The sequence below is a fragment of the uncultured Nostoc sp. genome (assembly GCF_964245575.1).
In the GTDB taxonomy this organism is placed as follows: domain Bacteria; phylum Cyanobacteriota; class Cyanobacteriia; order Cyanobacteriales; family Nostocaceae; genus Nostoc.
In genome coordinates, this window is record NZ_CAXTNP010000038.1 from 1 (window position 1) to 23561 (window position 23561).

Genomic DNA, 23561 nt, shown 5'->3' on the forward strand with positions numbered 1-23561 from the left:
GTTAGGAGTTAGGAGTTAGGAGTTAGGAGTTAGGAGTTAGGAGTTAGGAGTTAGGAGTTTGGGATTTGGGGTTTGAAGTTTGATTTTTAACTCCTCACTTTTCACTCCTCACTCCTAACTTCCTACAGCAGTCAATACACAGAGAAATAAGGCTTCAGTCCACTCAACAACTGCGCCATAGGTATCTCCTGTGTGTCCGCCTAATTTGTGGTTGAACCACGCACCAGTTAAAGTGGCGATCGCACTTCCAGCAATTATCATTGCCAGTGCGAGAAATAGCTGCTGTTTATCTATCAACCAAACTAAACCACTCAAACCAAACAGCAACAACAATCCCGGTAACAAATCTTTGTAAGAACGAATGGCTTGTTTGTGAAATGCACCTTTACCAGTTGGTTTCAGGTAAGGATATCGCGCGATCGCCACCTGTTGTCCCCAACGTCCCCAGCCACAAGCAGCCATCAGCAACAACCAACGGTTTTCTGGCATATCCGTCAAAGCTGCTATTTTTAGTATCATCAAGGCGATCGCTGCCATTGCCCCAAATGCACCTGTAGCACTATCTGTCATCACCTCCAGCCGCCGATCTGGGTCGCCCACTGCCAAACCATCGGCAGTATCCATTGCCCCATCTAAGTGCAGTCCTCCAGTTATGGCAATCCAAACGCTGACTACTAAAGCACTACGAGTTAACACTGGCATACCCAGATAATCCATCCCCGTATCCAGTAATCCTAAAATTCCCCCAATTATTAACCCTACAACCGAAGCAAGACGTGCCACTCTCCCAAAGTCTAATCCCTCCAAATACGGGACTGGAATAGTTGTATAAAATATAATACTAGCTGCCAGCTTTAACAGCAGCTTTTTCCACCACTGTTGCTGTTTCGTCATCTTAGTAACATTAATATATGGTTAATTGCTAGATAATAGACTTGGGTTAAGTAAAACCAACATGAGCATACTTTAAAACTTTAGATAAGATTTACTTCTATTAGAGATTCTTCTTGAAAATTTTGTTATGCTGTTCTAAGTGGTAAACAAATAATCAAAAGTACTTTTTATACAAAAAACGAATGATTCAGGAAATTAAAATTCCATCAGGGATCAAAATTGGTGTTTTGTATTCGTTAACTAAAAACTTACTCGAAATTATTAGACGATTGCCCCACAAAATTGATATTTTTTTAAATGTAGGAAGTAAACAAGCTATTCAATTATGACAGTTTAGCTATGTTGTCGCTCTCCTTAGCTCAATCGCTATTTTCCTATGAGTCACCATCTACCCGACATCAGGATACCAGCTCCGTGCATTATTAACACGGGCATCATTGTGAATAAGCTCGACATCCGGCGATTGCTGACAGACTTAGGTCGAGTCCACTACATCTACACCCAAGAAGATAAGGTACTGAGCGAGGGTGAAGGCGATGTGATGGAAGTTTTCGCCAATCCGCAAAGGTCTACTTTAGTGGCTAACCACGCCCTTTATCTGAATGTTTGTAGTTTTGATTACTTGGAACTCAAACAGTCGTCGCAACAAGAAACCTATTTTGATTTGATTCAAGAAGGAGTGTGTCTGCGGTTGATTCCCCGCTCAACGCCCATACAAGAGCGACGAGAGCGAAACTTCAATGTCAGCGCCATAGAAGCGATGATGGAGCAAGTCCTCTCAGCTAGGTGGGATGCAGAAATTGACGATGACTGTTCTGATTCTTTTTAATAACAATTAGTACAGCATATACTCGTAAAGTTGGTAACGAGGTTAGTAGTGAACGCTTAAGTGTTCCCGAAAACTTAATTGCCAGTTTTTATGTTTGTCCATAATTTAGCCAAATAATAGACCTCTTGCCCTAATACCATTTGGTTTTATGGCTGCTAGTTGTGGATTTCTGAAACTCTTTACCAATTAGCGTTTCACAATCCAAAATCTAAAATCTAAAATCCAAAATGGTATGAGTGCGAATTTTTCCTTTGAATGTCTTGCTTGCTGTAGCCAAACCAAAGCTAGAGCAGGAGTGTTTTTCACTCCTCACGGTGTTGTAGAAACCCCCAGATTTATGCCAGTGGGAACGCTGGCGAATGTCAAAACTATCACCCCATCTCAGTTGCGAGATACTGGGGCGCAAATGATCTTATCTAATACTTATCATCTTCACTTACAACCAGGAGAAGCGATCGTGGCTGGGGGTGGTGGATTGCATAAATTTATGGGTTGGAATGGCCCAATGCTCACAGATTCGGGCGGGTTTCAAGTCTTCAGCTTAAGCGAGATGCGGAAAATTACTGAAGAAGGTGTAACTTTCCGCTCACCCCATGATGGACGAATTATTAACTTGACCCCTGAGCTATCCATTGAGATTCAAAATACTTTGGGGGCCGATGTGATTATGGCCTTTGATGAGTGTCCGCCTTACCCAGCGACTCGCCAAGAGGTTGAAACGGCAACTGAGCGCACTTATCGCTGGTTAGAACGCTGCATAACGGCTCATCAACGCAGTGAGCAGGCGTTGTTTGGGATTGTGCAAGGGGGCGTGTATTTAGATTTGCGTTGCCGTGCGGCTGAAGCTTTGGCTAAGTTGGATTTGCCCGGATATGCCATTGGTGGCGTGAGTGTGGGAGAACCGCCAGAATTGATGGCTGAGATTGTGAAAGTGACAGCACCGCTTCTACCGCCTGAAAAGCCGCGTTATTTGATGGGTGTCGGTACTTATCGGGAAATGGCGATCGCGATCGCATCTGGTATAGATTTATTTGATTGCGTAATTCCCACCCGTTGGGCGAGACATGGTACAGCGATCGTTCAGGGCGGACGCTGGAATTTAAAAAATGCTAAGTTTCGTGAAGATTTTACGCCATTAGATGAAACTTGTCCTTGCTACACCTGCCAAACTTTTAGCCGGGCTTACGTATCTCATTTAGTGCGATCGCAGGAAATTTTAGCTTATACCTTGTTGAGCATTCACAACATTACCGAACTAATTCGCTTTACGCAGCAGATTAGAGAAGCAATATTAAGCGATCGCTTCACCACAGAATTTGGTCACTGGCTCAACTCATCTGAATCAGCACCAAATGAAGAGGAAATTACAAATGACAAATAACTATTGACCAATGAGCAAGACCCAAACCATGTTAAGATACTTCTCAATTATGAAAGCTGTGTTGGATAGTTGGATTTAAACAAACATGGAAGCAGCACTTTTATTAGCAAAACTGCCTGAAGCATACCAAATCTTTGATCCTTTGGTGGACGTTCTCCCAGTTATCCCCGTATTCTTCTTGTTGCTTGCTTTCGTTTGGCAAGCAGCCGTGGGATTTAGGTAAGTTAATCTATTTTTCAATTTATAGGACAGGTACTATACCTGTTCTATTTTTTTGTGGCGCTATATTTGATAAAGTTAATATTTGTTAATATTTTGTAATAATTGAATATAATAAATAAGATATGAATCAAGCCATGTCAATATGAAGCCTTGAAAGCCAAGCTTAGAGTCAAGGAGGAATCAGTTATGGGTAATATCAAATTCGTTAAAGAGAATAAAGAAGTAGTGGCGGCAGATGGTGCAAATCTCCGGCTCAAAGCCATGCAAAATGACATTGATATATATAAATTCATTGGCAAGATGACCAATTGCGGTGGTAATGGTCAGTGTGGGACTTGCGTTGTGGAGATAGTTGAAGGATTAGAAAATCTTTCCCCCCGCACAGACGTAGAAAACAGCAAATTCAAAAAAAAGCCGGAAAATTACCGCCTTGCCTGTCAAACTTTAGTGAATGGCTCAGTCAGTGTAGTCACCAAGCCTTAAGTTCTCAAATCTGCCACTGCTTCAATTTGTATCCAGTCAGTAGTCAAAATACTTACCAAAATGAAGTTTCCTGATTTTAAATTTTGAATTTTGAATTTTGAATTGGTATAACTGTGTCGTCGATGATGCTATCCTAATCTTGTTGACTGGAAATTTAAGAGAGGCTTTCTTGCCATGCAAGTTAATGACCTGGGGTTCGTAGCGAGCATTTTGTTCGTACTTGTTCCCACTGTGTTTTTACTAATTCTGTACATCCAAACTGCTAGCCGCCAAGGTGGAAAAGATAATTAAGAGTTTGTGTATCAAATAAAGAACCCCTGCACCAGTAGTGTAGGGGTTTTTATTTATCAACCACTAACTCTATTTTGACTTTAAGCGATCGTCCGCGCCAACAATACCGGACAAGTGGCATTGACTCGAACATAGTCAGACAAGGAAGATCCGATAAGCCGGTCTATATCAACAAAACTCTTAGCGATGGATGGACGACGATCTGGAGAACCGAGCAATAATAAGTCTATATTCAACTCATCTGCCAACCGACAAATTTCTTCACCAGGTTTGCCACTGCTGATGTAAGAACGAGATTGGATGCCCTGTCTTCGGGCTTCTGCAACTGCGGCGGCCAAAACTGGATTTTTGTCTGAACTAACTTCAGTGATTTCCGATTTTTTACCGCCTAAATCTGTGGAAACATTTGCAAAAATTAACTCGCCGCCCTGAATATCTCGCAATAAAAACAGTGCCAATTTCAAGCAGTTTTTTGCAGAATCAGAGTTGTCTATTGCTACCATAATGCGCTTAATTCTTTTGACATAAATATCATCTTTTACCAGCAACATTGGGCGAGAAGATAGCTGGAAAACATACTGACTGACTGAGTTTGATAAAATGGATTGCAACCGCTTAAGTCCGCGTGAACCCATAATAATCAAGTCAGCGTCGATTTCATCTGCTACTTGGCAAACTACATCTTTGGGGTCGCCTTCGCGCAAAATTGAAGAAACCTGGCTAGGATCTAAGTTCAAAGTTTGAATAGCATTAGCTAAAATTTTACCGCCATTTTCCCATTTACTTGTCATGGTAGCAGCAGTATTTTGTGCAGGAACAACATGCAAAATTGTCACTTTTGCAGATTGAATTGAAGGAATTTCTCTCAGGGTTTTGAGCATTTCTTCTGCGTGTCCCAATCCTGATACAGCCAGCAAAATTTTTTCTATCATACGTGATTGTTGTTAAGTTTACTTTAGTTATCGCTGTTATTACTTGGCTCAAATTGCATTTTTACTGTCTTGCTCAACAACTTAGTCAGTAACTTGGCACAAATAAACTTTGTTTTTTTAGTATTTAACACTTAAACAAATGACAAAGTACAAAAAGCTCAACAAATGTTTAAGTTCATTTGCACCTATTTACTTAAAGATGATCGACTAGACTTCAATTATTAAGCATAGTCTCAATTTAGTTTGAATAACTTAATAAATTATGATGTTAATTATCATTTTTAATCTATATTCACTTTTTTTATTAAAAGTTAGTTAAGTATTGCAAAGAAATGCCAAAATAACTCTTCAGAAAGATTTATTTACTGTAACCTTTACCAGGCGCTCGCTTCTGGCTTGAATAGTCATTTTCCTTACTCTGTGACTTTTTTAAAGTCTTTTGCAGTTTTAGTAACTCAGATAGAATTGCTATATCCGAACATCAGAGGAATGTGCGATCGCAGTATCTGAATTCGGATGTTCTGATAGTCGAAGTCATATTTCATACTATAAAGACCTCTCCCTGGTTTTATTACGCAAAATCTTTCCCTCTCTGACTCAAAGAGGGAAAGACTTGAACTTTAGTTTAACTCAGGGAGGGTTTATCGAACTTACCTTAACTTAGATGCGCTCCTGCTTGTCCGTTTTGGACTACAAAGGAAGCTAGGGTTTTGACAGAGGCATTCAAATCAATGATGCTTGATACAATGCGATAGTCACTTTGCCAGCGTTCTGGGGTAAGGTTGCAGCGAACGTATCCTCGGAAAGCACCGTCAAAAAACTTAGTATGGGGATTATTAGGTAGAGCAGCTTTAGCTGGAGCGATGAAAGCGGTGGGAAAGTCAGAGGTAATTGAGGTTCCTACGAACTCAGTGCCTACCGTCGGTGAGTTTGGCTTATTAAAATCAAGCTTCAGGTCGTGTACCCAACTAGAATGGATGTCTCCGCTAATCACCACAGGATTAGAAGGTTGGCGCTGGTTTAGAAAATTTAAGAGCCGATTACGTGCAGCCACGTAGCCGTCCCACTGATCTAAATTGAAGACACCTGCACCTGGACTGCTATTAAAATTGTACTGGCCAAGCATGGTCTGTTGAGCAATCACATTCCAGCGCGATCGCGACTGATCTAACCCTTTTCGTAGCCATTGCTCTTGTTCTGAGCCAGTCATGGTAGCATTGGGATCAAAAGCTTGGGGACAGCGAGGCTTAAGCCCATCATCACAAGGTTGGTTAGTACGGTACTGCCTCGTATCTAGGACATTGAACTCAGCTAAATTCCCGAAAGTGAACCGCCGATAAAGTAGCGCGTCTGGGCCGTTGGGCAATGAATTGCGACGCAGAGGCATGTGTTCATAATAAGCCTGATACGCGTTAGCTCGCCGTTTCCTAAAAGCTTCTTGGGTTTGATTATCTTCGGGGATTAAGTTGGCGTAGTTGTTGTCAACTTCATGATCATCCCAAGTGACAATCCAGGGAAAAGCAGCATGGGCAGCTTGGAGATTCGGGTCAGTTTTGTACAGGGCGTGGCGACCTCGGTAGTCGGCAAGAGTGATAATTTCTGGACTATTATGCTGGCGCGGCCCACCAGGTTGTGGCCCGTATTCATAGATGTAGTCACCCAGATGAACTACAAGGTCGAGGTTTTCCTCAGCCAAATGTCGGTAAGCCGTATAGTAGCCATTTTGCCAGTCTTGACAGGAAACAAAAGCAAAATTCAGTTGTTGAGTAGAGCCATAAAATGCTGGTGCTGTGCGAGTCCGTCCAATGGGGCTAACTTCCCTACCCGCTTCAAATTGATACCAGTACCAACGGTCAGGGTCTAGTCCACGGACATCAACGTGGACTGAGTGAGCTAACTCTGGTGTCGCTAGTACTGTTCCTCGCCGCACCACCTGTCTCATGTTTTCATCAAGGGCAACTTGCCACCGCACTGGCACATTTACCAGTGGCATTCCACCTCCAGAGAGGGGATTAGGAGCTAGTCGTGTCCAGATAACAACACCATCCGGCAAAGGATCACCAGATGCAACACCAAGACTGAACGGATAGCTAGAAAACCTTGAGTTAGCCAATACCGGATGCCATTGGCTAGCTATTGTTAACCCCGTTAAGAATCCTGCACCCAGCAAAAAATTCCGCCGTCTGCACCGATTTGCTAGCAGGCGCGTACCATCCATAAGTTCCATATTCACCCCTACCTATATGTAAATACGGTTGGCATTCTCGGAGGGTCAGTTGTGAAAAGCACAAACAGTGGTTTAAATAATTCGTAATACTCGCCTCCGGCGAGAAGCAAGCTACGTAATTCGTAATTCGTAATTGGGTTTTGTATGGGGATTTAGACGCTAAACAAAATATGGCTGCTCCTTATTTAATAGAAACGGCAGATTGTAAATCATCTAATAATTATGAATTATGAATTAGTAATTACTAATTATGTTATTTGACTTGTCTCCTAATAGCTGCTCAACCAAACACAAAAAACTTATCAACCCAGGATCAAGCATAAATTAAGATTATGTTAAGTTTAGACATTGGGAGAATTTTGTGGGGTATTTAGACCCCAACAGAGACAGAACCGCCGCTACTGGCACTTTTGGCAAACCTTCTTCTAATTACGAATTACGTTAGCGCAGCGTAAAGCCTTCTCTTCGAGAGGCAACGCCTTCGGCATGGCTTCTCTACGAGACGCTACGCGAACGCTTAGAGCGACGCAGGAGCGTCATTACGTAGCTTGCTTCTCGCCGGAGGCGAGTATTACGAATTATTTAAAATCTACCATTTCCCTGAACAATGTGCTTAACGGTGGTCAAGGTTTCTAGGCTGATAAATCCCCGACGATGACCTTTTTGGTTAGACATACCAAGAAAGACTGAATCTCCCCGCGAGGGGTTGCGGGAAAAACGCGGGGAAGTATTGATGTAGGTAGAGGCACTGGTAACTCCTAAAGCAAACTGGCGACTTTCCTGATAGGATTCAGTAACGATGGAGTCAGCATGACCACTGCTGTATTCATTAATCCAGGCGATCGCAGCTTCTAAGCTATCCACCATTTTAAAAGCTACTGTCTTAGTTAAATAAGGGTTTCCCCATTCGCCTTCCTTCACCAGCTGCAACTGGGGAAAGGCTTTTACTAGTTCTGCATCCCCTTTTATTTCAAAGCCTTTTTCCATCAAGCTGTTCCACAGAACGGCTAAAGATGATGGCAAGGCTTGCCGATGAATTAGCACCTTTTCAATGGCATTAACTTGGTCTGGTTCGCTCTGATGGCTATTAAGAATCATTAAGCGCACCATTTCTAAACTGGAATTTAGCGACCAGTAGAGATAACAGTTACCCATTGCTGACTTTAAGACTGGGCAAGTTGACTGTCGTACTACCTGCTGTACCAAACTAGAACGTCCGTAGGGAATCACTAGATTCACGTACTGGTCTTGGGTGACTAAATCCCGAACCGAAGCACCATGCTCTGCTGTAATCAGTTCTATACAGCCCGGAGGTAGTCCAACTTGGGCGATCGCACTTTGCAGTACCTCAGCGATGACGGCGTTGGAATGGCTAGCTTCAGTACTGCCTTTGAGAATTATACTATTGCCAGTTTTAATACAAAAACCTGCTGCGATCGCTCCTAAATCTGGAAACGCCTCATAAATAAATCCAATCACTCCCAAGGGCATTAACTGGGTGTAACTTTGGGAATCTTCCAGTTGATAATCAGCAGTTCTAACGCGCCGTAGCGGATCTGATAACTCCCCCAACCGTTGTAATATGTCCACGGTCATCTCTAGCCTTGTGGGAGTCAGCTTCAGCCAGTCTAGTATCAAGTCAGGCACTGCCATTTCCCGACTGGCTTCTAAATCCAAGGTATTGGCTTCTAGAATGTCGTCAAATGAGCGCTCAAGGGCTTGTGCCATTGCCAGTACTGCACGACTGCGGTCTGCTCCCTTTGTGATCCCCAACTTTAGGGAAGCATGATAGGCTCGTTGGGCACTAGTAATCGGTTCGGGGTGGTCATCCAAAACTTCAACAGTCATTGAGTTAACGTCTGTAGGTAAGCCAGACCATTAGTGCTGGCAGAATAGCCAATAGCACCGCCACCATTGCCCAAGCAACAATGCTGGAACTATTTGCCAATCGCAGTGCTAATGGCAGCCATATAATCACTAGCACGAAAATAATGCCAAGTGCTATAGGCAGATAGCTTTCTCCTAAGCGCGGATGGACAACATGCCAACTATTTCCCATCCAACGCCAAGCCCGCTTGTAGGGATAGGTGGTAGAAAGCTGTTCTAGGACATGACCATTATCTTCTACTACAAAGATTTGCTGACAGCGATCGCAACCAAATGCTTCTGTCAGCGTAATCGGAATTAACTGACCCCGGCGACGACAGGGACAGGGATATTCGGTATTGAAGTCTATTTTTTCGGGTTTTTGAGATTGCACAAGCGTTCTAGTAACTTGAGCGTGTTTTACACGAACTGCGAGAATATGATCCCTTGGTAAATGCCTAATAAGGCTTCTCTTTTTATGAAAATCAACAGGCGATTCAAATATCGCCATCATTGCAAACAGTAGATGCAGCAGACTCTAAATATCCTAATTGCCATATCTGTACAAGGTTCTCTGTTTGTAATCTTTCCCATAGCTGGCAATCTTATGTAAAAATTTCCTTCTTTTCATTTGTCGCTTTCATGGTAATGTAGTTGCGTTGTTGAGCATTTACTGTGATGACACACAAAGATTGTAGCCAAGCTAATGTATATCTACACCAGTCTAAAGCTGGGTTTTATATTTCTTAGCAAGTGGGTGCTTCTTTATTGTGGGCGATATTTAAATTGAGACAGTACTACCGCAAGGCGGGAGTTAAAAGTCACGCATTCAAAAGTTTTGTATATCAAGGCTTTTGCAAGTTTTAAAATGCTAGCTTGATTTACACTACGCTGTACTAGATGATTTGTTTGCTCGATTTCATCTACATTGGGAGCGATTTACAAGAGTGTAGTGCGAATCGCCGAAGACTTCAATGCACCCTAAAAACACTAAACCTCTTGGAGTTAAAAACTGCAAGAGGTTTAGTTGGAAGCGGGTAACGCGATTCGAACGCGCGACATTCACCTTGGCAAGGTGACGCTCTACCACTGAGCTATACCCGCAATCAATCATCATATATTAATATCTCAAATTTATTCCTAATTGTCAACCCCTTAATTTAGTCATTGGTCATTAGTCATTAGTCATTAGTCATTGGTGAATAACAAAGGACAAATGACTAATGACTCATTTAGCCCAGTTCTTCTGACTCCGCAGTTAAATTGCCGATGCTGGCACTTTGAAAAGAGGCTGGCAAAGACTGGCTATTACGAGAATATGGCTCTGCCAGGTTAGAATGCAGTTGCCGCATGAGGCTTGCCATTTCTAGGGCATTCAGGGCATAATCCCAACCATGATTACCTTTGATGCCTGCCCGTTCTAAGGCTTGCTGCATAGTATCTACTGTCAAAATGCCAAAAATTACTGGCACTCCAGTTTGAAAGCTGGCGGCGGCGATGCCTTTAGAAACTTCGGCGGATACATAATCAAAATGGGGTGTTTGCCCTCGAATGACTGCACCTAGACAAATTACAGCATCATAACGATGGGAAAGTGCTAGTTGGCGAGCTACTAAAGGTACTTCAAAACTTCCTGGAACCCAAACATAGTCCACCTGATTACCTTGGGGGTCAGGATCTACACCGTGGCGTTTCAAGCAATCTTGACATCCCTCTAGCAGCTTTCCGGTAACTAGATCATTGAATCGACCAATCACCACTGCAAACCGCAAAGGCTCCGTTTGGGTAAAAATTCCCTCGAAAACTGCCATGACTGCCTCTTAATCAACTATACTTCTGGCCAATATACATTTCTTATTAAAATGTAGAGGAGCAGGAAAGCACGGTCAGAAAAAAGGAAATCGGAAAAAATTTCTCCTTTTTTCCTTTGGTATTTGACCTTGGCTTTTCTGCCCCTCTAGTTCTTATATTATGTGCCTGCGCCAGAGTGAAGCCGTCGCTTACACGACAAAAAAGTTTAACAAACCAACTAAAAATACCAAACCAATCCAGACGGCAGAACCAACCCAGAGCAGTTTTTTAGATTCAACCCAATTTTGGGGAGTGGCGTAAACAACGGGGACGCCAACAACCAGGACAAAAGACAATACGACTAAGCCGATCAAGGCAAATTGGAATATTATGGTCATTTTTGCTTCTCCCAATACAGCGAAATACTAAGGATAGAATATCCTAAAGGGCGACACTGACACTTTCTTATTATTTTTAAGCTAGCAGAAATTGCAACATTTTAGTCATTTGTCCTTTGTCTAAGTACCAATGACTAATGACTCTTAACTATGGATTTAATTCTTTGCCACACAACAGCAGATTTTGACGCACTAGGAGCAGCAGTAGGATTAACGCGCCTACTACCGGGAAGTAAGATTGTGCTGACTGGCGGTTCTCACCCTACTGTACGGGATTTTTTAGCATTGCATCGGGATGAATATCCGCTAATTGAACGCCGTTCGGTGAATCCAGAAAAAATTCGTTCTCTGACTGTGGTGGATACGCAACAGCGCGATCGCTTGGGTAAAGCTGCCCAGTGGTTAGATTTACCCCATGTAGGAGAGATTATAATTTATGACCATCACTTAGGACAAGAATCAGATATTCCGGCTACCGAATCATATATTTCCTCAGTAGGAGCAACCACAACTTTAATAGTTGAACAATTGCAACAACAGGAAATTTCCCTCACTCCTGCTGAAGCAACTGTGATGGCTTTGGGTATCCACGTTGACACTGGCTCTTTGACTTATGACCAGTCCACACCACGGGATGCTTTAGCTTTGGCTTGGTTGATGCAACAAGGTGCTAGTTTATCAGTAATTTCCACCTACCGTGACCCCGGATTATCTGTGCAATTGCAGCAGTTATTAACTGAATCGCTGGAAAATTTAGAATATCTTTGTCTACGCGGATATACGGTTGCTTGGGTAACTTTGAAAACTGAGGCTTTTGTGCCTGGGTTATCGAGTTTGGCATCGGAACTCGTGGAATTAACCGAAATTGATGCCCTATTGTTGGCTAATGAATATGCTTTGGGTGAAGGGGATTCACGGTTAACTGTAATTGGGCGATCGCACATTCCCAAAACGAATCTTAACGTATTATTTCAACTTCTAGGTGGCGGCGGTCATTCACAAGCCGCATCGCTAAATCTAAGGGGAGTTGATTCACAGGCAATATTAAAACAACTCCTTGACGGGGTAAAAGCGCAAATTCCCCATCCTCTCACCGCTAGGGACTTGATGTCCTCTCCGGTTCGCACGATTCTGCCTGAAACCACAATTGCCGAAGCCCAGCGCATTTTATTACGCTATGGACACTCTGGTTTATCTGTAGTCGATGCTCAAGGGCAACTAGTAGGTATTATTTCGCGCCGGGATCTTGATGTTGCGCTGCACCACGGATTTAGTCATGCACCAGTCAAAGGCTACATGACCACAAATCTTAAAACGATCGCACCAGATACGACACTGCCACAAATTGAGTCGCTGATGGTAACTTATGATATCGGGCGCTTACCAGTATTGGAGAATGAACAGTTAGTTGGTCTGGTGACTCGTACTGATGTGTTACGGGAATTACATCAAGCAAGGGATGAAGACGAAGCAAGACAAAAATTCAAAATTCAAAATGACGCTCTCAGACTCGCTAACACGGCGCTAACAAAATTCAAAATTCCTCTCAGCACTGAGTTGCAAAATCGCCTTGCACCGCAACTGTGGCAATTACTGACTACAGCCTCGCAAGAAGCAGAAAAACGGGGTTGGCATCTTTATCTTGTCGGAGGTGCGGTGCGGGATTTACTGTTAAATGATGCAACATCGGGCACTTTGATGATTAAAGATATTGATCTTGTGGTTGATGGCTTTCACAAATCAGCAGATGTAGGTGCTGGTGTAGAACTAGCAAAGGCACTCCAACAACTTTACCCTGCGGCTCGTTTAGAAATCCACGGGGCTTTTCAAACTGCGGCTTTGCTGTGGCACAAAGACCCAGAATTAGATTCTCTATGGGTAGATATTGCCACTGCTAGAACAGAATTTTATCCTTATCCAGCAGCAAATCCAGAAGTTGAGGCGAGTTCTATTCGTCAAGACTTGTATCGTCGAGATTTTACCATCAATGCTCTTGCCTTGCGACTCACTACTCCCCGTGCTGGTGAATTACTCGATTTCTTTGGTGGATTAATCGATTTACAAGCCAAGCAAATTCGGGTTTTACACCCCAATAGCTTTATCGAAGACCCCACCCGGATTTATCGTGGCGTCCGCTTTGCTGTGCGCTTCGGATTCCAAATTGAACCGCAAACAGAAGAGTTTATTCGCTATGCCATCAACAGTGGTGTTTACGATCGCACTGCTCAAGAGAATAGCAGAACTCCAGCCCTGCAAACTAGACTGAAAACAGAATTAAAACACATCCTAGAAGCGCCCTACTGGAAATCAGCTTTGCAGTTACTCGATAATTTAGGGGCATTGCAATGTATCCATCCTACCCTGAAGCTAGACGCAGAGATCGTGCGACAATTACGTTTGCTAGAACGCTGTTTGCGGCGATTTGACCCGCAACTAACCCTCATTCATTGGGAAATGCGCTTAGAAGCGTTAATCGCCCATCTAACACCACAATATCGGGTGAAAGTGGCAAAGAATCTGCAACTGCAAGAGGATAGCATTAAACGCTTGCAAAACTTGGCTTCTGCCCAAACTGAGGTGATGGAATCTTTGCCTAAGTGTCAAAGTCCCAGTCAAGTAGTGCAGTTGTTGCGACAGTACGACTTACCAATGCTGATTTTAATTGCTTTGCAAAGTCCGCGATCGCTTAGACATCAGATTTGGGAATATTTAACTGTTTTGGCTAATGTGCAGCCACTATTGAATGGCAATGATTTAAAGGAACTGGGTTACAAACCAGGGCCGCAGTATCGGCAAATATTAGATGATGTAGTTGCTGCTACCTTAGATGGAGTGATTAAAGATAGGACTGAAGCTGAGGAGTTTTTAGCACAACACTATCCTAAATGAATTAGTGAAGCGATCGCATAGAATCTTATAAGCGATCGAAGTAATCTAAATTGTATCTGGATCGATATTTAACTCGCGCAGTTTTGCTGCCAAACGTTTTGCCTTTTGTTCTGCCTGTTCTGCGGTTTCTTCCGGTGTTGGTACTAGTTGCCCATCTTGTGTAAAAAACCGCAATAAACCTTCATAAACTCCCAAATATAACCCTAATTGCTGACTCCACAAATACCCTTGTTCACTTGCTTGTAGAGGTTGATATTCTCCATCTACTAAATGAAATCCTGCAAATTCTTGTGTGTAAGGGTCGAACCAAAAATAATCCAACGTGCGGAAAGTATTTTGATAAATTTCTTTTTTTAAACCTTTATCAGTATTCGCTGTTGAGTCAGACAAAATTTCTAGAATTACATTCGGATATTTGCCATCTTCTTCCCACACTACCCAACTTTTACGGGTTTTACGTTCAGTTCCCAGCACTACAAAAAAGTCTGGCCCTCGGAAGTATTCTGATTTGCGTTGGTGTGGACTGTAGTAGATAGTCAGATTTCCTGCAGCATAGAAATCATTTCTATCTCGCCACAACCATTCCAGACATGTTAAAAGTAGGATTATTTGTCGTAGATGCAGTTCTGTTTCCAAGGGAGGTTCATCACTAAATAAATCACCAGGTGGAAATATAACATCTTGGCAGATGCCTTGTTGAGATTCTAATTCTTGAGCTATGGTCATAGAATGGATACGGCATCAAGTATTTATGGATTTATTTTAGCAGTCTTGTAGTTAGCGATAAGCCTGACGGCATAGCTATCGCTTACCGCACTACATTAACGCTTTGCAAAAACAGGCGATCGCCTCCTAGCTTCCGAAATTCCTTCCTGCTACACTGTAGTCAATATCAAACCTCATCACAACTCTAATGAGATAGCACAAATGAAGTAGTACCAAGCACCTGTTGCGCCAAAGCAACAAATGTCAACAAAAAATAAACGCAACTAGTTTGACAGGGTTACTTCACATAGTCATGTACTAAAAATATTGTCATTACTCGTATCTACATTGAACCGCTTGGCAAGTGTCTGCGGCTAAGTTTATTTTGTGTCTAATCTACCCGTAATTGTTATGAATACACGGGTGGAACTTTGCGAATTGAGGTTTGATAAGAATGCAGAAAAAATCAATATTATTAGCTGAGAATTTAGCCTACGAACTCAGCTTGGACATAACTTTGTTTCAAAAAATTCAGGTGAGTATCGAAGCAGGCGCTCGCATCGCTTTAGTAGGTCGCAACGGTATAGGAAAATCAACCCTACTCAAGATCCTTGCAGGTCAAATTACCCCAAATGCAGGTTCTGTTTGCTGTAATAGTGTTGTTTACTATTTGCCCCAAATCAGTACTATTAGGCAAGAAATAACAGCAGATACAGTACTGAATTTTTTGGTTTACATTTCTGATGATTGGTGGAATATTGAGGATATTTTACAAACAAAATTTCACACAAGACTTGACTTATCTTTACCAATTGCTAACTTGAGTGGTGGAGAACTCACAAAACTATTTCTGGCGATTGGTTTATCTAAACAGCCCAACTTGTTATTGCTGGATGAGCCAACTAACCACATGGATTTGCAAGCGTTAGAAAGCTTAAGACAGTTTCTTTTGAATTTCACAGGCGCGTATGTAATTGTCTCACATAAATCTTTTTTCCTAGACCAAGTAACAGATGTTACTTGGGAACTTACACCTGTTGGTTTGAAAGTATATGGAGGTAATTTTTCTCACTATCGAGAACAGAAAGAAATCGAGTTAGAGGTAGCATTGCGTTCGCACGAAGTCGCCAGAAAGGAACTCAAACGTACCCAAGCCACAGCTATGCAAGAACAGCAACGCGCAGCCCAATCTAGTCGCAACGGTCGCACCAAGTTTCTTAATGGCAGTATTGATAGAATGGCAGCAGGGCTGATTAAAACCAAAGCTGAGGTGTCTACCGGAACTGCGAAAAAGAAATATGAAGCAGCAGTAGCAAAGGCGAATCAAAAGGTTGCAGAGACGAAGGTCAAAACTACCAAAGTAACTAGTATTCAGCTAGAAGAAAAAAATCAAAAGCGCCGAAATCTAATTAATATCCAGGGTGCAAATCTTAGGATATCAGAACGTCTATTGATTCAAAATATTCAATTGCATGTATCATCTGGCGATCGCATAGCCATTATCGGCGCAAACGGTTCTGGTAAATCGAGTCTGGTAAAGGCAATTTTGGGAATGGAAAACCAAACAGCAGTTTTGGACTCAGGTGAGGTTTTGCTAGCACCAGCGATGAAAGCTGTATATCTCGATCAAACCTACGAATTGGTAAATCGCCAATACACACTTTTGGAAAATATGCAAGCTGCCAATCCTCATCTCAGCTATCAGCTTTTGCGTCAACAACTAGGACACTTTCTATTTAAATATGATGACGTTCACAAAAGCGCTTCTGTACTGAGTGGGGGTGAATTGGCAAGATTAGCGATCGCCATGATCAGTATCTTAGAAATCGATCTGCTGATTCTCGATGAGCCAACTAATAACCTGGATATTGAAACTGTTGAACAAATGGTAGTAGGTATCAATGACTATCAAGGGGCACTTTGGGTAATTTCCCACGATCTAAACTTCCTCAGCCGAACTAACATTACTCAAAGTTTTAAGTTGAGAGAGCAAGCCTTGCAAATGACCACCTATTTACCCAATACACCAGAGCAATATTACGGAGAATTACTCGAAATATCTGAGCCTTGCTCGCTGTAGCTCTCGCTTGCGTGTTCGTAAACTTTGCCAATTCTATTCACTAAGGCTGAAAGTCGCCCATCGTGCCACGTAAATTTCTAGCTCTACAACAGAAGCCGTAAAGCATACGGGCAAGTTATAATTCTCTTGCGGTGCAACGTAACAAAAATTTATGAGTAACCCCCTTGTGCAAGCCTTTTTCGTAGGCAGAGCAGTAGCTGAAGTAGTTAATGAGCGTTTAGAGGTCGCCTTGACCGATGCTTTGAGCGATCTGGGCAAATTTGATGCAGAAGCTAGAGAGCAGCTGCGCCAGTTTACAGACGAAGTTCTAGAACGGGCAAATCGGGCAGCAGAAGCTGCTAATGGTGGCCAACCTACCACAGGTACTGGACAAGCCAGTTCTGATTCAGGTGACTTGCAGGCAGATATTGATGAATTACGAGCAGAAATTGCCCTGTTACGAACAGAATTGCAACATTATCGTAGAACTTCTGCATAAATTTTAGTCATTGGTCATTGGTCATTAGTCACTTGTACTGAGCTTTGCCGTTAGCGCAGCCTAACAAGAGAAGTATTGGTCAAAAATTATTATGTACAAATGACAAATGACAAAGGACAAAGGACACTAAAAAAACAGTTTAGGAATCAGAGTGTCTTTTCTTTCAAGGAATTCGGTTGCAAACCAACGGTAAACAAAGTATATGGAACAAGGTTATTCAGATAAAGCATACCGTTGGAATCGGGAAAAATACTCAAGCAAACGGCGTTTTGTGGACATTTGGTCTTTTGTCTTGACCTTATTGTTCAAACTTTGGCGATACAACAAATCTTGGAGTTATCCGGGTGGTGTGACTGAGGCAAAGCAAGCCACAAGACGCAAAACCCAAGCGGTGTGGATTCGCAATACCCTGCTGGATTTAGGCCCAACCTTCATCAAAGTAGGGCAATTGTTTTCTACCCGTGCTGATATATTCCCTGTTGAATATGTAGAAGAATTAGCCAAGTTACAAGACAAAGTACCGGCTTTTAGCTATGAGCAAGTAGAAGCAACCATTGAGAGAGAACTAGGCAAGAAAATTCCTGAACTCTTCCATAATTTTGAACCGATTCCTTTGGCTGCTGCTAGCTTGGGGCAAGTACACAAAGCTGTGCTGCATAGTGGCGAATCGGTTGTCGTCAAGGTGCAACGTCCTGGACTAAAGAAGTTATTTGAAATAGATTTACAAATTCTTAAGGGAATTACCCGCTATTTTCAAAACCATCCTAAATGGGGACGGGGACGAGATTGGTTAGGTATTTATGAAGAATGTTGTCGTATTCTTTGGGAAGAAATTGATTATCTCAACGAAGGTCGTAACGCCGATACTTTTCGCCGGAACTTTCGCGGCTACGATTGGGTGAACGTCCCAAAAGTATACTGGCGTTACGCCTCGTCCAGAGTGTTGACTTTAGAATATCTCCCTGGAATTAAAATTAGCCAATACGAAGCTTTAGAAGCAGCAGGTTTAGATCGAAAGGCGATCGCTCGTCAAGGCGCTCAAGCATACTTACTACAATTGCTCAATAGTGGCTTTTTCCACGCCGATCCTCACCCAGGCAATATTGCCATTAGTGCAAGTGGTGCTTTGATATTCTACGATTTCGGCATGATGGGGCGGATTAAGTCAAACGTCCGTGAAGGACTAATGCAAACACTGTTTGGCATTGCCCAAAAAGATGGCTCGCGCGTTGTTCAATCTTTGATCGATTTAGGCGCGATCGCCCCAACCGATGACATGGGGCCAGTCCGGCGTTCCGTCCAGTACATGCTGGATCATTTCATGGATAAGCCTTTTGAAAACCAATCAGTGGCAGCAATTAGTGACGACCTTTACGAAATAGCTTATAATCAGCCATTTAGATTTCCAGCAACCTTCACTTTTGTGATGCGAGCCTTTTCTACCTTAGAAGGGGTAGGTAAAGGTTTAGATCCAGAGTTTAACTTTATGGAAGTTGCCAAACCGTATGCAATGCAGCTTATGACCGATATGAATGGTTCTGAGGGGAATAGCTTTATTAACGAATTAAGTCGTCAAGCAGCTCAGGTAAGTAGTACCGCGTTTGGTCTACCACGTAGGTTAGAGGATACCCTAGAGAAGCTAGAACGGGGAGACATGCGCCTGCGCGTTCGGTCTATCGAAACTGAACGCCTATTGCGCCGACAGAGCAGTATTCAGCTCTCAATAAGTTATGCTCTGTTAATCAGTGGTTTCACCCTTTCAGCTACGATCTTAGTGGTTACCAATTATGTATGGTGGGCACTAGCGCCTGGTTTAATTGCAGCAGTGCTTTCAGTGATCCTGATCAGATTACTTTTACGCCTTGACCGTTACGATCGTATGTATTAATTGTTGCAACAATAATTTATGAAACTTAATTTCACGGGTTTTAGCGATCCGGGACTTATTCGTTCAAATAATCAGGATACTTACTATATCGACCCAGAGGGGCGGTTTTTCGTTGTTGCCGATGGCATGGGTGGTCATGCCGGAGGTGAAGAAGCAAGCCGCATTGCCACTGGAGAAATTCAAGCGTATTTGCTGGCAAATTGGGAATCTTCAAAATCTTCCCAAGAATTACTAGAGCAAGCTTTGTGGGGTGCTAATGAAGCGATTTTGCACGATCAGCAAAATCATCCTGAACGCGCCGACATGGGTACAACGGTTGTAGCGGTAATTTTTCGCGCTCCAGAGACGCCCTGGTGCGCTCATGTTGGCGATTCGCGGCTGTATCGCTTCCGAGAATCGCACTTAGAACAAGTAACAGAAGACCACACTTGGGTAGCACGGGCAATCAAAATCGGTGACATCACCTTAGATGAAGCACGATTACATCCGTTTCGTCATGTATTATCGCGCTGTTTGGGGCGTGAAGACTTGCATCAAATTGATGTGCAACCACTAGATGTAAAAGCTGGCGATCGCTTGCTGTTATGTAGTGATGGTCTAACAGAAGAACTTGTCGAACAGAAGATTGCTAGCTGCCTCCAAGACACTCCTTGGCTTGATAAGGCCGCCATCTCCCTAGTTGAGGCTGCCAAAGACCACGGAGGGCACGATAACATCACAGTTGTCATCGTCTCACTGGACTAAATAGTTATTGGTCATTGGTCATTAGTCATTGGTCATTGGTCATTGGTCACTTGTACTGAGTTTACGGTGAGCGCAGTCGAACTGCGACTCGTGCCGAGCCTGTCAGCCAGCGTAGCCGAAGGCGAAGCCTCTCTAAGAGTTGGGCAAAGCCGAGGTAAGCTGAAGTATTGGTCATTGGTCAAGAGTTACTAGCTATTGGACAAGGGACAAAGGACAAATGACAAATCCGGTAGATATACTCAGCAATTTGTTCAGCATGAGCATTTTTACTTTTTACAATTTGATACAAATATTTTTAGCCTCCAAAGTGAACTAAAAGAGGCCAAATTTCCATTAATTGGTAGATTTACATCTTGCACGTAAAAAGGTAGTGCGACTATAATTCACGCTTATTACCATCTATTCTCCAACCTCCTGAAAGTCCCAACCCTCCGAAGCTTCCTCCATATTGGAGGAGACAGCATCTTAGTTTTTCTCAAACAGGGAAACTATGTAGGATTTAGGACAAAATTTGCTCATCTCCTCAAAGGAGAGTTATGCAAAGCAAAAAGGAGCTAAGAAGTAGTTATATCTATCCAAGACCAAACAGAGAATATTTTCCGGAATATGGCTCGGCTGACGTGGGTAGTATATCACTAGGATTAGGTGCAAAATATCAGAGCAAAAAAAGTCCACACTTCGGATGTGGGCAATGTGTCAAACACTTGTTATCTTTCTTAATACGGAGGAACAAATGTTGGACAGATATCAGTCCAATTATTCAAATTGGACTTCTGTAAGCGATATCACCTTTCTTCGTTGTTTTTTCGGAGTTAATTATGAACCAACCAATGAAACTATCCTTGGAACAGCAATTCAGCATCTGCTCATTTGCTACTCAGGTGCAAAATATGAGCCACGATCAAGCTAAAGACTTTTTAGTAAAGCTCTATGAGCAAATGGTCGTGCGCGAGGCAACTTATCAAGAGCTTCTTAAGCACCAGTGGGGCTTAGATTCCGGTTCCACTATGGCATAGAGTCGTTCTACTGTCGCAGTGGGCGACCTCCTTCTCTTGCTTGGTTCCAAGGAGGAAAAGAGCTGGGGATGTCGGGGCGTCAACTTCGATAACCAATTTTGTAAAGGTTGGACAAAAATTAAATTCAAAAAACTAACAATGAGTAAACTTTTCGACGATACATCTGCTAGAGTCTAAACTTACTTTCATTTTGTAGTAAAAATCTACTTTTGGCTTTAGACAGACTTCCTTTTGCTTCGTCTGCTGTAATAATTAACCTGCGTAAATTTACCATCTCCCGGAATATATACACAGAAAGATTGAGAGAGAATTTAAATAGCCGTGATTTGGCAGCTAGTTTTTTCACTCTTTATACATATAACTAGAACTTACATCTTTATATATATTTTGTTTATAAAAGTTTACATTCTTCCAGAAAGCAGCCCTTAGTTACATATAAGACATGTAGCATAAAGAAATTATTCCTAGCTGGAAAGATCGTATGGAGAATCTGTATCAATACTTTCCAGTTTTGCGAGAATTTGAGGCTTAATCTTTTCGTACTCACTTTTGAGTAAGCTTTTACTAATTTGCGGATCGGCAGAGGAGATCAATGTGTTGCTCATTGCGAGCCACTCTTGCAGTCGTTGGCCCTGGGCAGAAGCGACGCTGGAAAGTAAGATATGGGTACAGCGATTTGGCGTTTCTCGTGCAAAGAACAACAGGCGGTAGTAACCTGTGTGCTGTAATAACCGGGCAATTTCTTGACCAAGACTGGTTTTGAGATCGAGGTAGTAAGGTAACCATTTAGCGCCATGTTTGCGGTTGTAGATAACAGTAATCCATAGCAGCATGGGATGGGGAACAGAGATGAAGAGAAATTGGTTATAGCGGGTACAGAGTAAGCGCTTTTGAATTTCCTTTTGCGGTAGCATCACCCACAAAGCTGGTAAAACCTCCCCATTGGTATGAATGGGCTGGGGAAATACAATATCGGCAACTGGTTTATTGTCAGGCCAGGAAATGCCACGAGCGATTTCATCGTTTGACGACAATACCCGCGAATCGCCTTTTGTCTTTTGTTCAAGCTCATTGCTCACTCTAATAGCAGGAACTAGCGCCTGGCTGTCTTGCTTAATTTTGCGTGAATGCTCAGGCTTTTCTAGAGATGCTAAAACTTTGAGGATTTCAGTGATACTTTGGGGGCGATCGCGTGGTACTTTAGCTAGACAACTCATCACCAAATTTTCAATTTCTTTTGGTAATTCTAATCCGGGCGCAACCTCAACAAAAGAACGTGGTTTTTGATAGTGATGTACTTTATACCATGCTCCAAAAGAGTGAATTGGTGGCACCAGTGGCATTTTGCCTGTGAGCATCTCAAACATCATGACGCCCAAACTATAAATATCAGCACGATTGTCTAATTCTTTACCCTCCATCTGTTCGGGAGAAGAATAAGCCAATGTCCCCAAATAGAATTTTGTATGGTCGCCATCTGACTGTAATAATTTAGCAATACCAAAATCTAGAACCTTGACCAATTCTCCGAAACTGGGATCTTGAATCACCAGCATATTGCTTGGCTTGACATCGCGATGGATAATTGGGCAAATATGGCCATCAACTGGGATGCCATCATGAGCGCACTGTAACCCCAGGCTGAGTTGACGCGCCATACTCAGGAATCTTGGTAAAGGCAGTCGTTGCTTGCGAATAATATTGTTCAGGCTTTGTCCTTGTAGATATTCCATGACGTAGAACGGGGTGTTATTGTCATCTACGCCATAATCCATGACTCGGACAATGTGGATGCTTTTTTGCCCTAGTAAAGCACAGGTTTTTGCTTCTCGCTCAAAGCGGTCTTGCAATCGCATCTTTTCATTTTGGATTGATAGCGCCAGAAACTTAACCGCAACAGGTACACCTCCCAACAAAGTATCTTTAGCACGATAAACCCGACCCATTGCTCCAGTACCGATTAACTCTTGGAGTTGGTAGCGTTTGCTTAGTAAGCGACCAATGTTGGGGTCTGACATAGAGAATTTGAATCCAAAAGCAGGTTGTAAGTGTTTAGGAGCAAAAGTGCATTGAAACTGATATCTGATTATTGCACCCATAAATGACTTTCTAGGCTCATACCGCAAGGCGGAAGTCAAAAGGAGCCAGTGCGTCCTTGCGGCTCTCTCTGCCGACTTCGTTCGCGCAGCGTCTCGTTGGCGCAGCCTCTTGTAGAGAAGAGAAGCAACTGGCGTTTAAAAGTCACGCATTCAAAAGTCAAAGAAATTGTATTCCAAGCTCTTGCGCCATTTGAAATGGTTCACCAGCGCTGCGGGAGGGAAACCCTCCGCAGGCGACTGGTGAACCCGAAGGGTATATTTATTTTTGCGCTTGCTGTACTAGCTTTTTTCAGTCCTCTTTTAGAAGATTGAAAGCATGATCTAGCGGTTTGCAACCAAGACGGTTAT

General features: G+C 42.8%; 20 protein-coding genes and 1 tRNA gene. 11 read left to right on the top strand and 10 right to left on the bottom strand.

The features are described from left to right. Positions 1 to 114: 114 nt before the first annotated feature. Complete coding sequence (gene cobS, locus ACFFAP_RS08835) at positions 115 to 894, bottom strand: adenosylcobinamide-GDP ribazoletransferase (protein ID WP_375510861.1); 780 nt, start codon at positions 892 to 894, stop codon at positions 115 to 117. A gap of 376 nt (positions 895 to 1270) precedes the next feature. Between cobS and ACFFAP_RS08840 the strand changes: the two genes are divergently transcribed. From ACFFAP_RS08840 to psbM, 5 genes are all read left to right on the top strand, one after another. Beyond that, positions 1271 to 1723 carry a hypothetical protein gene (locus ACFFAP_RS08840; RefSeq protein ID WP_375510862.1) on the top strand — a complete coding sequence of 151 codons (453 nt, stop codon included), beginning with the start codon at positions 1271 to 1273 and terminating at the stop codon, positions 1721 to 1723. 232 nt (positions 1724 to 1955) lie between these two features. Beyond that, positions 1956 to 3104: a tRNA guanosine(34) transglycosylase Tgt gene (gene tgt, locus ACFFAP_RS08845; RefSeq protein WP_375510863.1), complete on the top strand. Its 1149-nt coding sequence runs from the start codon at positions 1956 to 1958 to the stop codon at positions 3102 to 3104. Between the two features lie 85 nt (positions 3105 to 3189). Then, positions 3190 to 3327 carry a photosystem II reaction center protein K gene (locus ACFFAP_RS08850; RefSeq protein WP_006195022.1) on the top strand — a complete coding sequence of 46 codons (138 nt, stop codon included), beginning with the start codon at positions 3190 to 3192 and terminating at the stop codon, positions 3325 to 3327. Between the two features lie 185 nt (positions 3328 to 3512). After that, complete coding sequence (locus ACFFAP_RS08855; RefSeq protein ID WP_375510864.1) at positions 3513 to 3809, top strand: 2Fe-2S iron-sulfur cluster-binding protein; 297 nt, start codon at positions 3513 to 3515, stop codon at positions 3807 to 3809. Positions 3810 to 3983: 174 nt separating this feature from the next. Continuing rightward, positions 3984 to 4100, top strand: a complete 117-nt coding sequence (gene psbM / locus ACFFAP_RS08860; protein WP_375510865.1) for a photosystem II reaction center protein PsbM — start codon at positions 3984 to 3986, stop codon at positions 4098 to 4100. Positions 4101 to 4180: 80 nt separating this feature from the next. On the opposite strand, the gene ACFFAP_RS08865 is transcribed toward psbM, so the two are convergent. From ACFFAP_RS08865 to psbZ, 7 genes are all read right to left on the bottom strand, one after another. Next, a complete protein-coding gene (locus tag ACFFAP_RS08865; RefSeq protein WP_375510866.1) occupies positions 4181 to 5032 on the bottom strand; it encodes a universal stress protein in 852 nt (283 codons plus the stop codon). 655 nt (positions 5033 to 5687) lie between these two features. Then, positions 5688 to 7259: an alkaline phosphatase D family protein gene (locus ACFFAP_RS08870; protein WP_375510867.1), complete on the bottom strand. Its 1572-nt coding sequence runs from the start codon at positions 7257 to 7259 to the stop codon at positions 5688 to 5690. 582 nt (positions 7260 to 7841) lie between these two features. Then, a complete protein-coding gene (locus ACFFAP_RS08875) occupies positions 7842 to 9107 on the bottom strand; it encodes a glutamate-5-semialdehyde dehydrogenase (protein WP_375510868.1) in 1266 nt (421 codons plus the stop codon). Positions 9108 to 9111: 4 nt separating this feature from the next. Next, positions 9112 to 9519, bottom strand: coding sequence for a hypothetical protein (locus tag ACFFAP_RS08880; protein WP_100901502.1), 408 nt, complete (start codon positions 9517 to 9519; stop codon positions 9112 to 9114). 638 nt (positions 9520 to 10157) lie between these two features. After that, positions 10158 to 10229 (bottom strand) — tRNA-Gly (locus ACFFAP_RS08885). Between the two features lie 128 nt (positions 10230 to 10357). Next, on the bottom strand, positions 10358 to 10936 hold the full coding sequence (gene ribH / locus ACFFAP_RS08890) for a 6,7-dimethyl-8-ribityllumazine synthase (RefSeq protein WP_375510869.1): 579 nt from the start codon (positions 10934 to 10936) through the stop codon (positions 10358 to 10360). Positions 10937 to 11125: 189 nt separating this feature from the next. Next, on the bottom strand, positions 11126 to 11314 hold the full coding sequence (gene psbZ / locus ACFFAP_RS08895) for a photosystem II reaction center protein PsbZ (RefSeq protein WP_375510870.1): 189 nt from the start codon (positions 11312 to 11314) through the stop codon (positions 11126 to 11128). A gap of 150 nt (positions 11315 to 11464) precedes the next feature. Here psbZ and ACFFAP_RS08900 point away from each other — a divergent pair, with 150 nt between their 5' ends. Continuing rightward, positions 11465 to 14203, top strand: coding sequence for a CBS domain-containing protein (locus tag ACFFAP_RS08900; protein WP_375510871.1), 2739 nt, complete (start codon positions 11465 to 11467; stop codon positions 14201 to 14203). A gap of 45 nt (positions 14204 to 14248) precedes the next feature. Here ACFFAP_RS08900 and ACFFAP_RS08905 read toward each other — a convergent pair whose 3' ends face one another. Continuing rightward, positions 14249 to 14929 carry a Uma2 family endonuclease gene (locus ACFFAP_RS08905; protein ID WP_375510872.1) on the bottom strand — a complete coding sequence of 227 codons (681 nt, stop codon included), beginning with the start codon at positions 14927 to 14929 and terminating at the stop codon, positions 14249 to 14251. A 433-nt stretch (positions 14930 to 15362) separates the two neighbouring features. On the opposite strand from ACFFAP_RS08905, the gene abc-f reads away from it, so the two are divergent. From abc-f to ACFFAP_RS08930, 5 genes are all read left to right on the top strand, one after another. Beyond that, positions 15363 to 16988 (top strand): ribosomal protection-like ABC-F family protein, encoded by a 1626-nt coding sequence (abc-f, locus tag ACFFAP_RS08910; protein ID WP_375510873.1) that lies wholly within the window; start codon positions 15363 to 15365, stop codon positions 16986 to 16988. Between the two features lie 151 nt (positions 16989 to 17139). Beyond that, positions 17140 to 17466 (top strand): DUF6825 family protein, encoded by a 327-nt coding sequence (locus tag ACFFAP_RS08915; protein ID WP_375510874.1) that lies wholly within the window; start codon positions 17140 to 17142, stop codon positions 17464 to 17466. A 202-nt stretch (positions 17467 to 17668) separates the two neighbouring features. Continuing rightward, positions 17669 to 19354, top strand: a complete 1686-nt coding sequence (locus ACFFAP_RS08920) for an ABC1 kinase family protein (RefSeq protein WP_375510875.1) — start codon at positions 17669 to 17671, stop codon at positions 19352 to 19354. 18 nt (positions 19355 to 19372) lie between these two features. Beyond that, positions 19373 to 20098, top strand: a complete 726-nt coding sequence (locus ACFFAP_RS08925; RefSeq protein WP_375510876.1) for a Stp1/IreP family PP2C-type Ser/Thr phosphatase — start codon at positions 19373 to 19375, stop codon at positions 20096 to 20098. A gap of 818 nt (positions 20099 to 20916) precedes the next feature. Then, entirely contained in the window at positions 20917 to 21114 is a 198-nt protein-coding gene (locus ACFFAP_RS08930; RefSeq protein ID WP_041565841.1) for an NblA/ycf18 family protein, read from the top strand. A 464-nt stretch (positions 21115 to 21578) separates the two neighbouring features. On the opposite strand, the gene ACFFAP_RS08935 is transcribed toward ACFFAP_RS08930, so the two are convergent. Beyond that, positions 21579 to 23132, bottom strand: coding sequence for a serine/threonine-protein kinase (locus tag ACFFAP_RS08935; RefSeq protein ID WP_375510877.1), 1554 nt, complete (start codon positions 23130 to 23132; stop codon positions 21579 to 21581). Between the last annotated feature and the right edge of the window lie 429 nt (positions 23133 to 23561).

Excerpts from the sequence above, each read along its gene's own strand:
- cobS (WP_375510861.1), bottom strand. The coding sequence starts at position 894 with ATGACGAAACAGCAACAGTGGTGGAAAAAGCTGCTGTTAAAGCTGGCA.
- ACFFAP_RS08840 (WP_375510862.1), top strand. The coding sequence starts at position 1,271 with ATGAGTCACCATCTACCCGACATCAGGATACCAGCTCCGTGCATTATT.
- tgt (WP_375510863.1), top strand. The coding sequence starts at position 1,956 with ATGAGTGCGAATTTTTCCTTTGAATGTCTTGCTTGCTGTAGCCAAACC.
- ACFFAP_RS08850 (WP_006195022.1), top strand. The coding sequence starts at position 3,190 with ATGGAAGCAGCACTTTTATTAGCAAAACTGCCTGAAGCATACCAAATC.
- ACFFAP_RS08855 (WP_375510864.1), top strand. The coding sequence starts at position 3,513 with ATGGGTAATATCAAATTCGTTAAAGAGAATAAAGAAGTAGTGGCGGCA.
- psbM (WP_375510865.1), top strand. The coding sequence starts at position 3,984 with ATGCAAGTTAATGACCTGGGGTTCGTAGCGAGCATTTTGTTCGTACTT.
- ACFFAP_RS08865 (WP_375510866.1), bottom strand. The coding sequence starts at position 5,032 with ATGATAGAAAAAATTTTGCTGGCTGTATCAGGATTGGGACACGCAGAA.
- ACFFAP_RS08870 (WP_375510867.1), bottom strand. The coding sequence starts at position 7,259 with ATGGAACTTATGGATGGTACGCGCCTGCTAGCAAATCGGTGCAGACGG.
- ACFFAP_RS08875 (WP_375510868.1), bottom strand. The coding sequence starts at position 9,107 with ATGACTGTTGAAGTTTTGGATGACCACCCCGAACCGATTACTAGTGCC.
- ribH (WP_375510869.1), bottom strand. The coding sequence starts at position 10,936 with ATGGCAGTTTTCGAGGGAATTTTTACCCAAACGGAGCCTTTGCGGTTT.
- psbZ (WP_375510870.1), bottom strand. The coding sequence starts at position 11,314 with ATGACCATAATATTCCAATTTGCCTTGATCGGCTTAGTCGTATTGTCT.
- ACFFAP_RS08900 (WP_375510871.1), top strand. The coding sequence starts at position 11,465 with ATGGATTTAATTCTTTGCCACACAACAGCAGATTTTGACGCACTAGGA.
- ACFFAP_RS08905 (WP_375510872.1), bottom strand. The coding sequence starts at position 14,929 with ATGACCATAGCTCAAGAATTAGAATCTCAACAAGGCATCTGCCAAGAT.
- abc-f (WP_375510873.1), top strand. The coding sequence starts at position 15,363 with ATGCAGAAAAAATCAATATTATTAGCTGAGAATTTAGCCTACGAACTC.
- ACFFAP_RS08915 (WP_375510874.1), top strand. The coding sequence starts at position 17,140 with ATGAGTAACCCCCTTGTGCAAGCCTTTTTCGTAGGCAGAGCAGTAGCT.
- ACFFAP_RS08920 (WP_375510875.1), top strand. The coding sequence starts at position 17,669 with ATGGAACAAGGTTATTCAGATAAAGCATACCGTTGGAATCGGGAAAAA.
- ACFFAP_RS08925 (WP_375510876.1), top strand. The coding sequence starts at position 19,373 with ATGAAACTTAATTTCACGGGTTTTAGCGATCCGGGACTTATTCGTTCA.
- ACFFAP_RS08930 (WP_041565841.1), top strand. The coding sequence starts at position 20,917 with ATGAACCAACCAATGAAACTATCCTTGGAACAGCAATTCAGCATCTGC.
- ACFFAP_RS08935 (WP_375510877.1), bottom strand. The coding sequence starts at position 23,132 with ATGTCAGACCCCAACATTGGTCGCTTACTAAGCAAACGCTACCAACTC.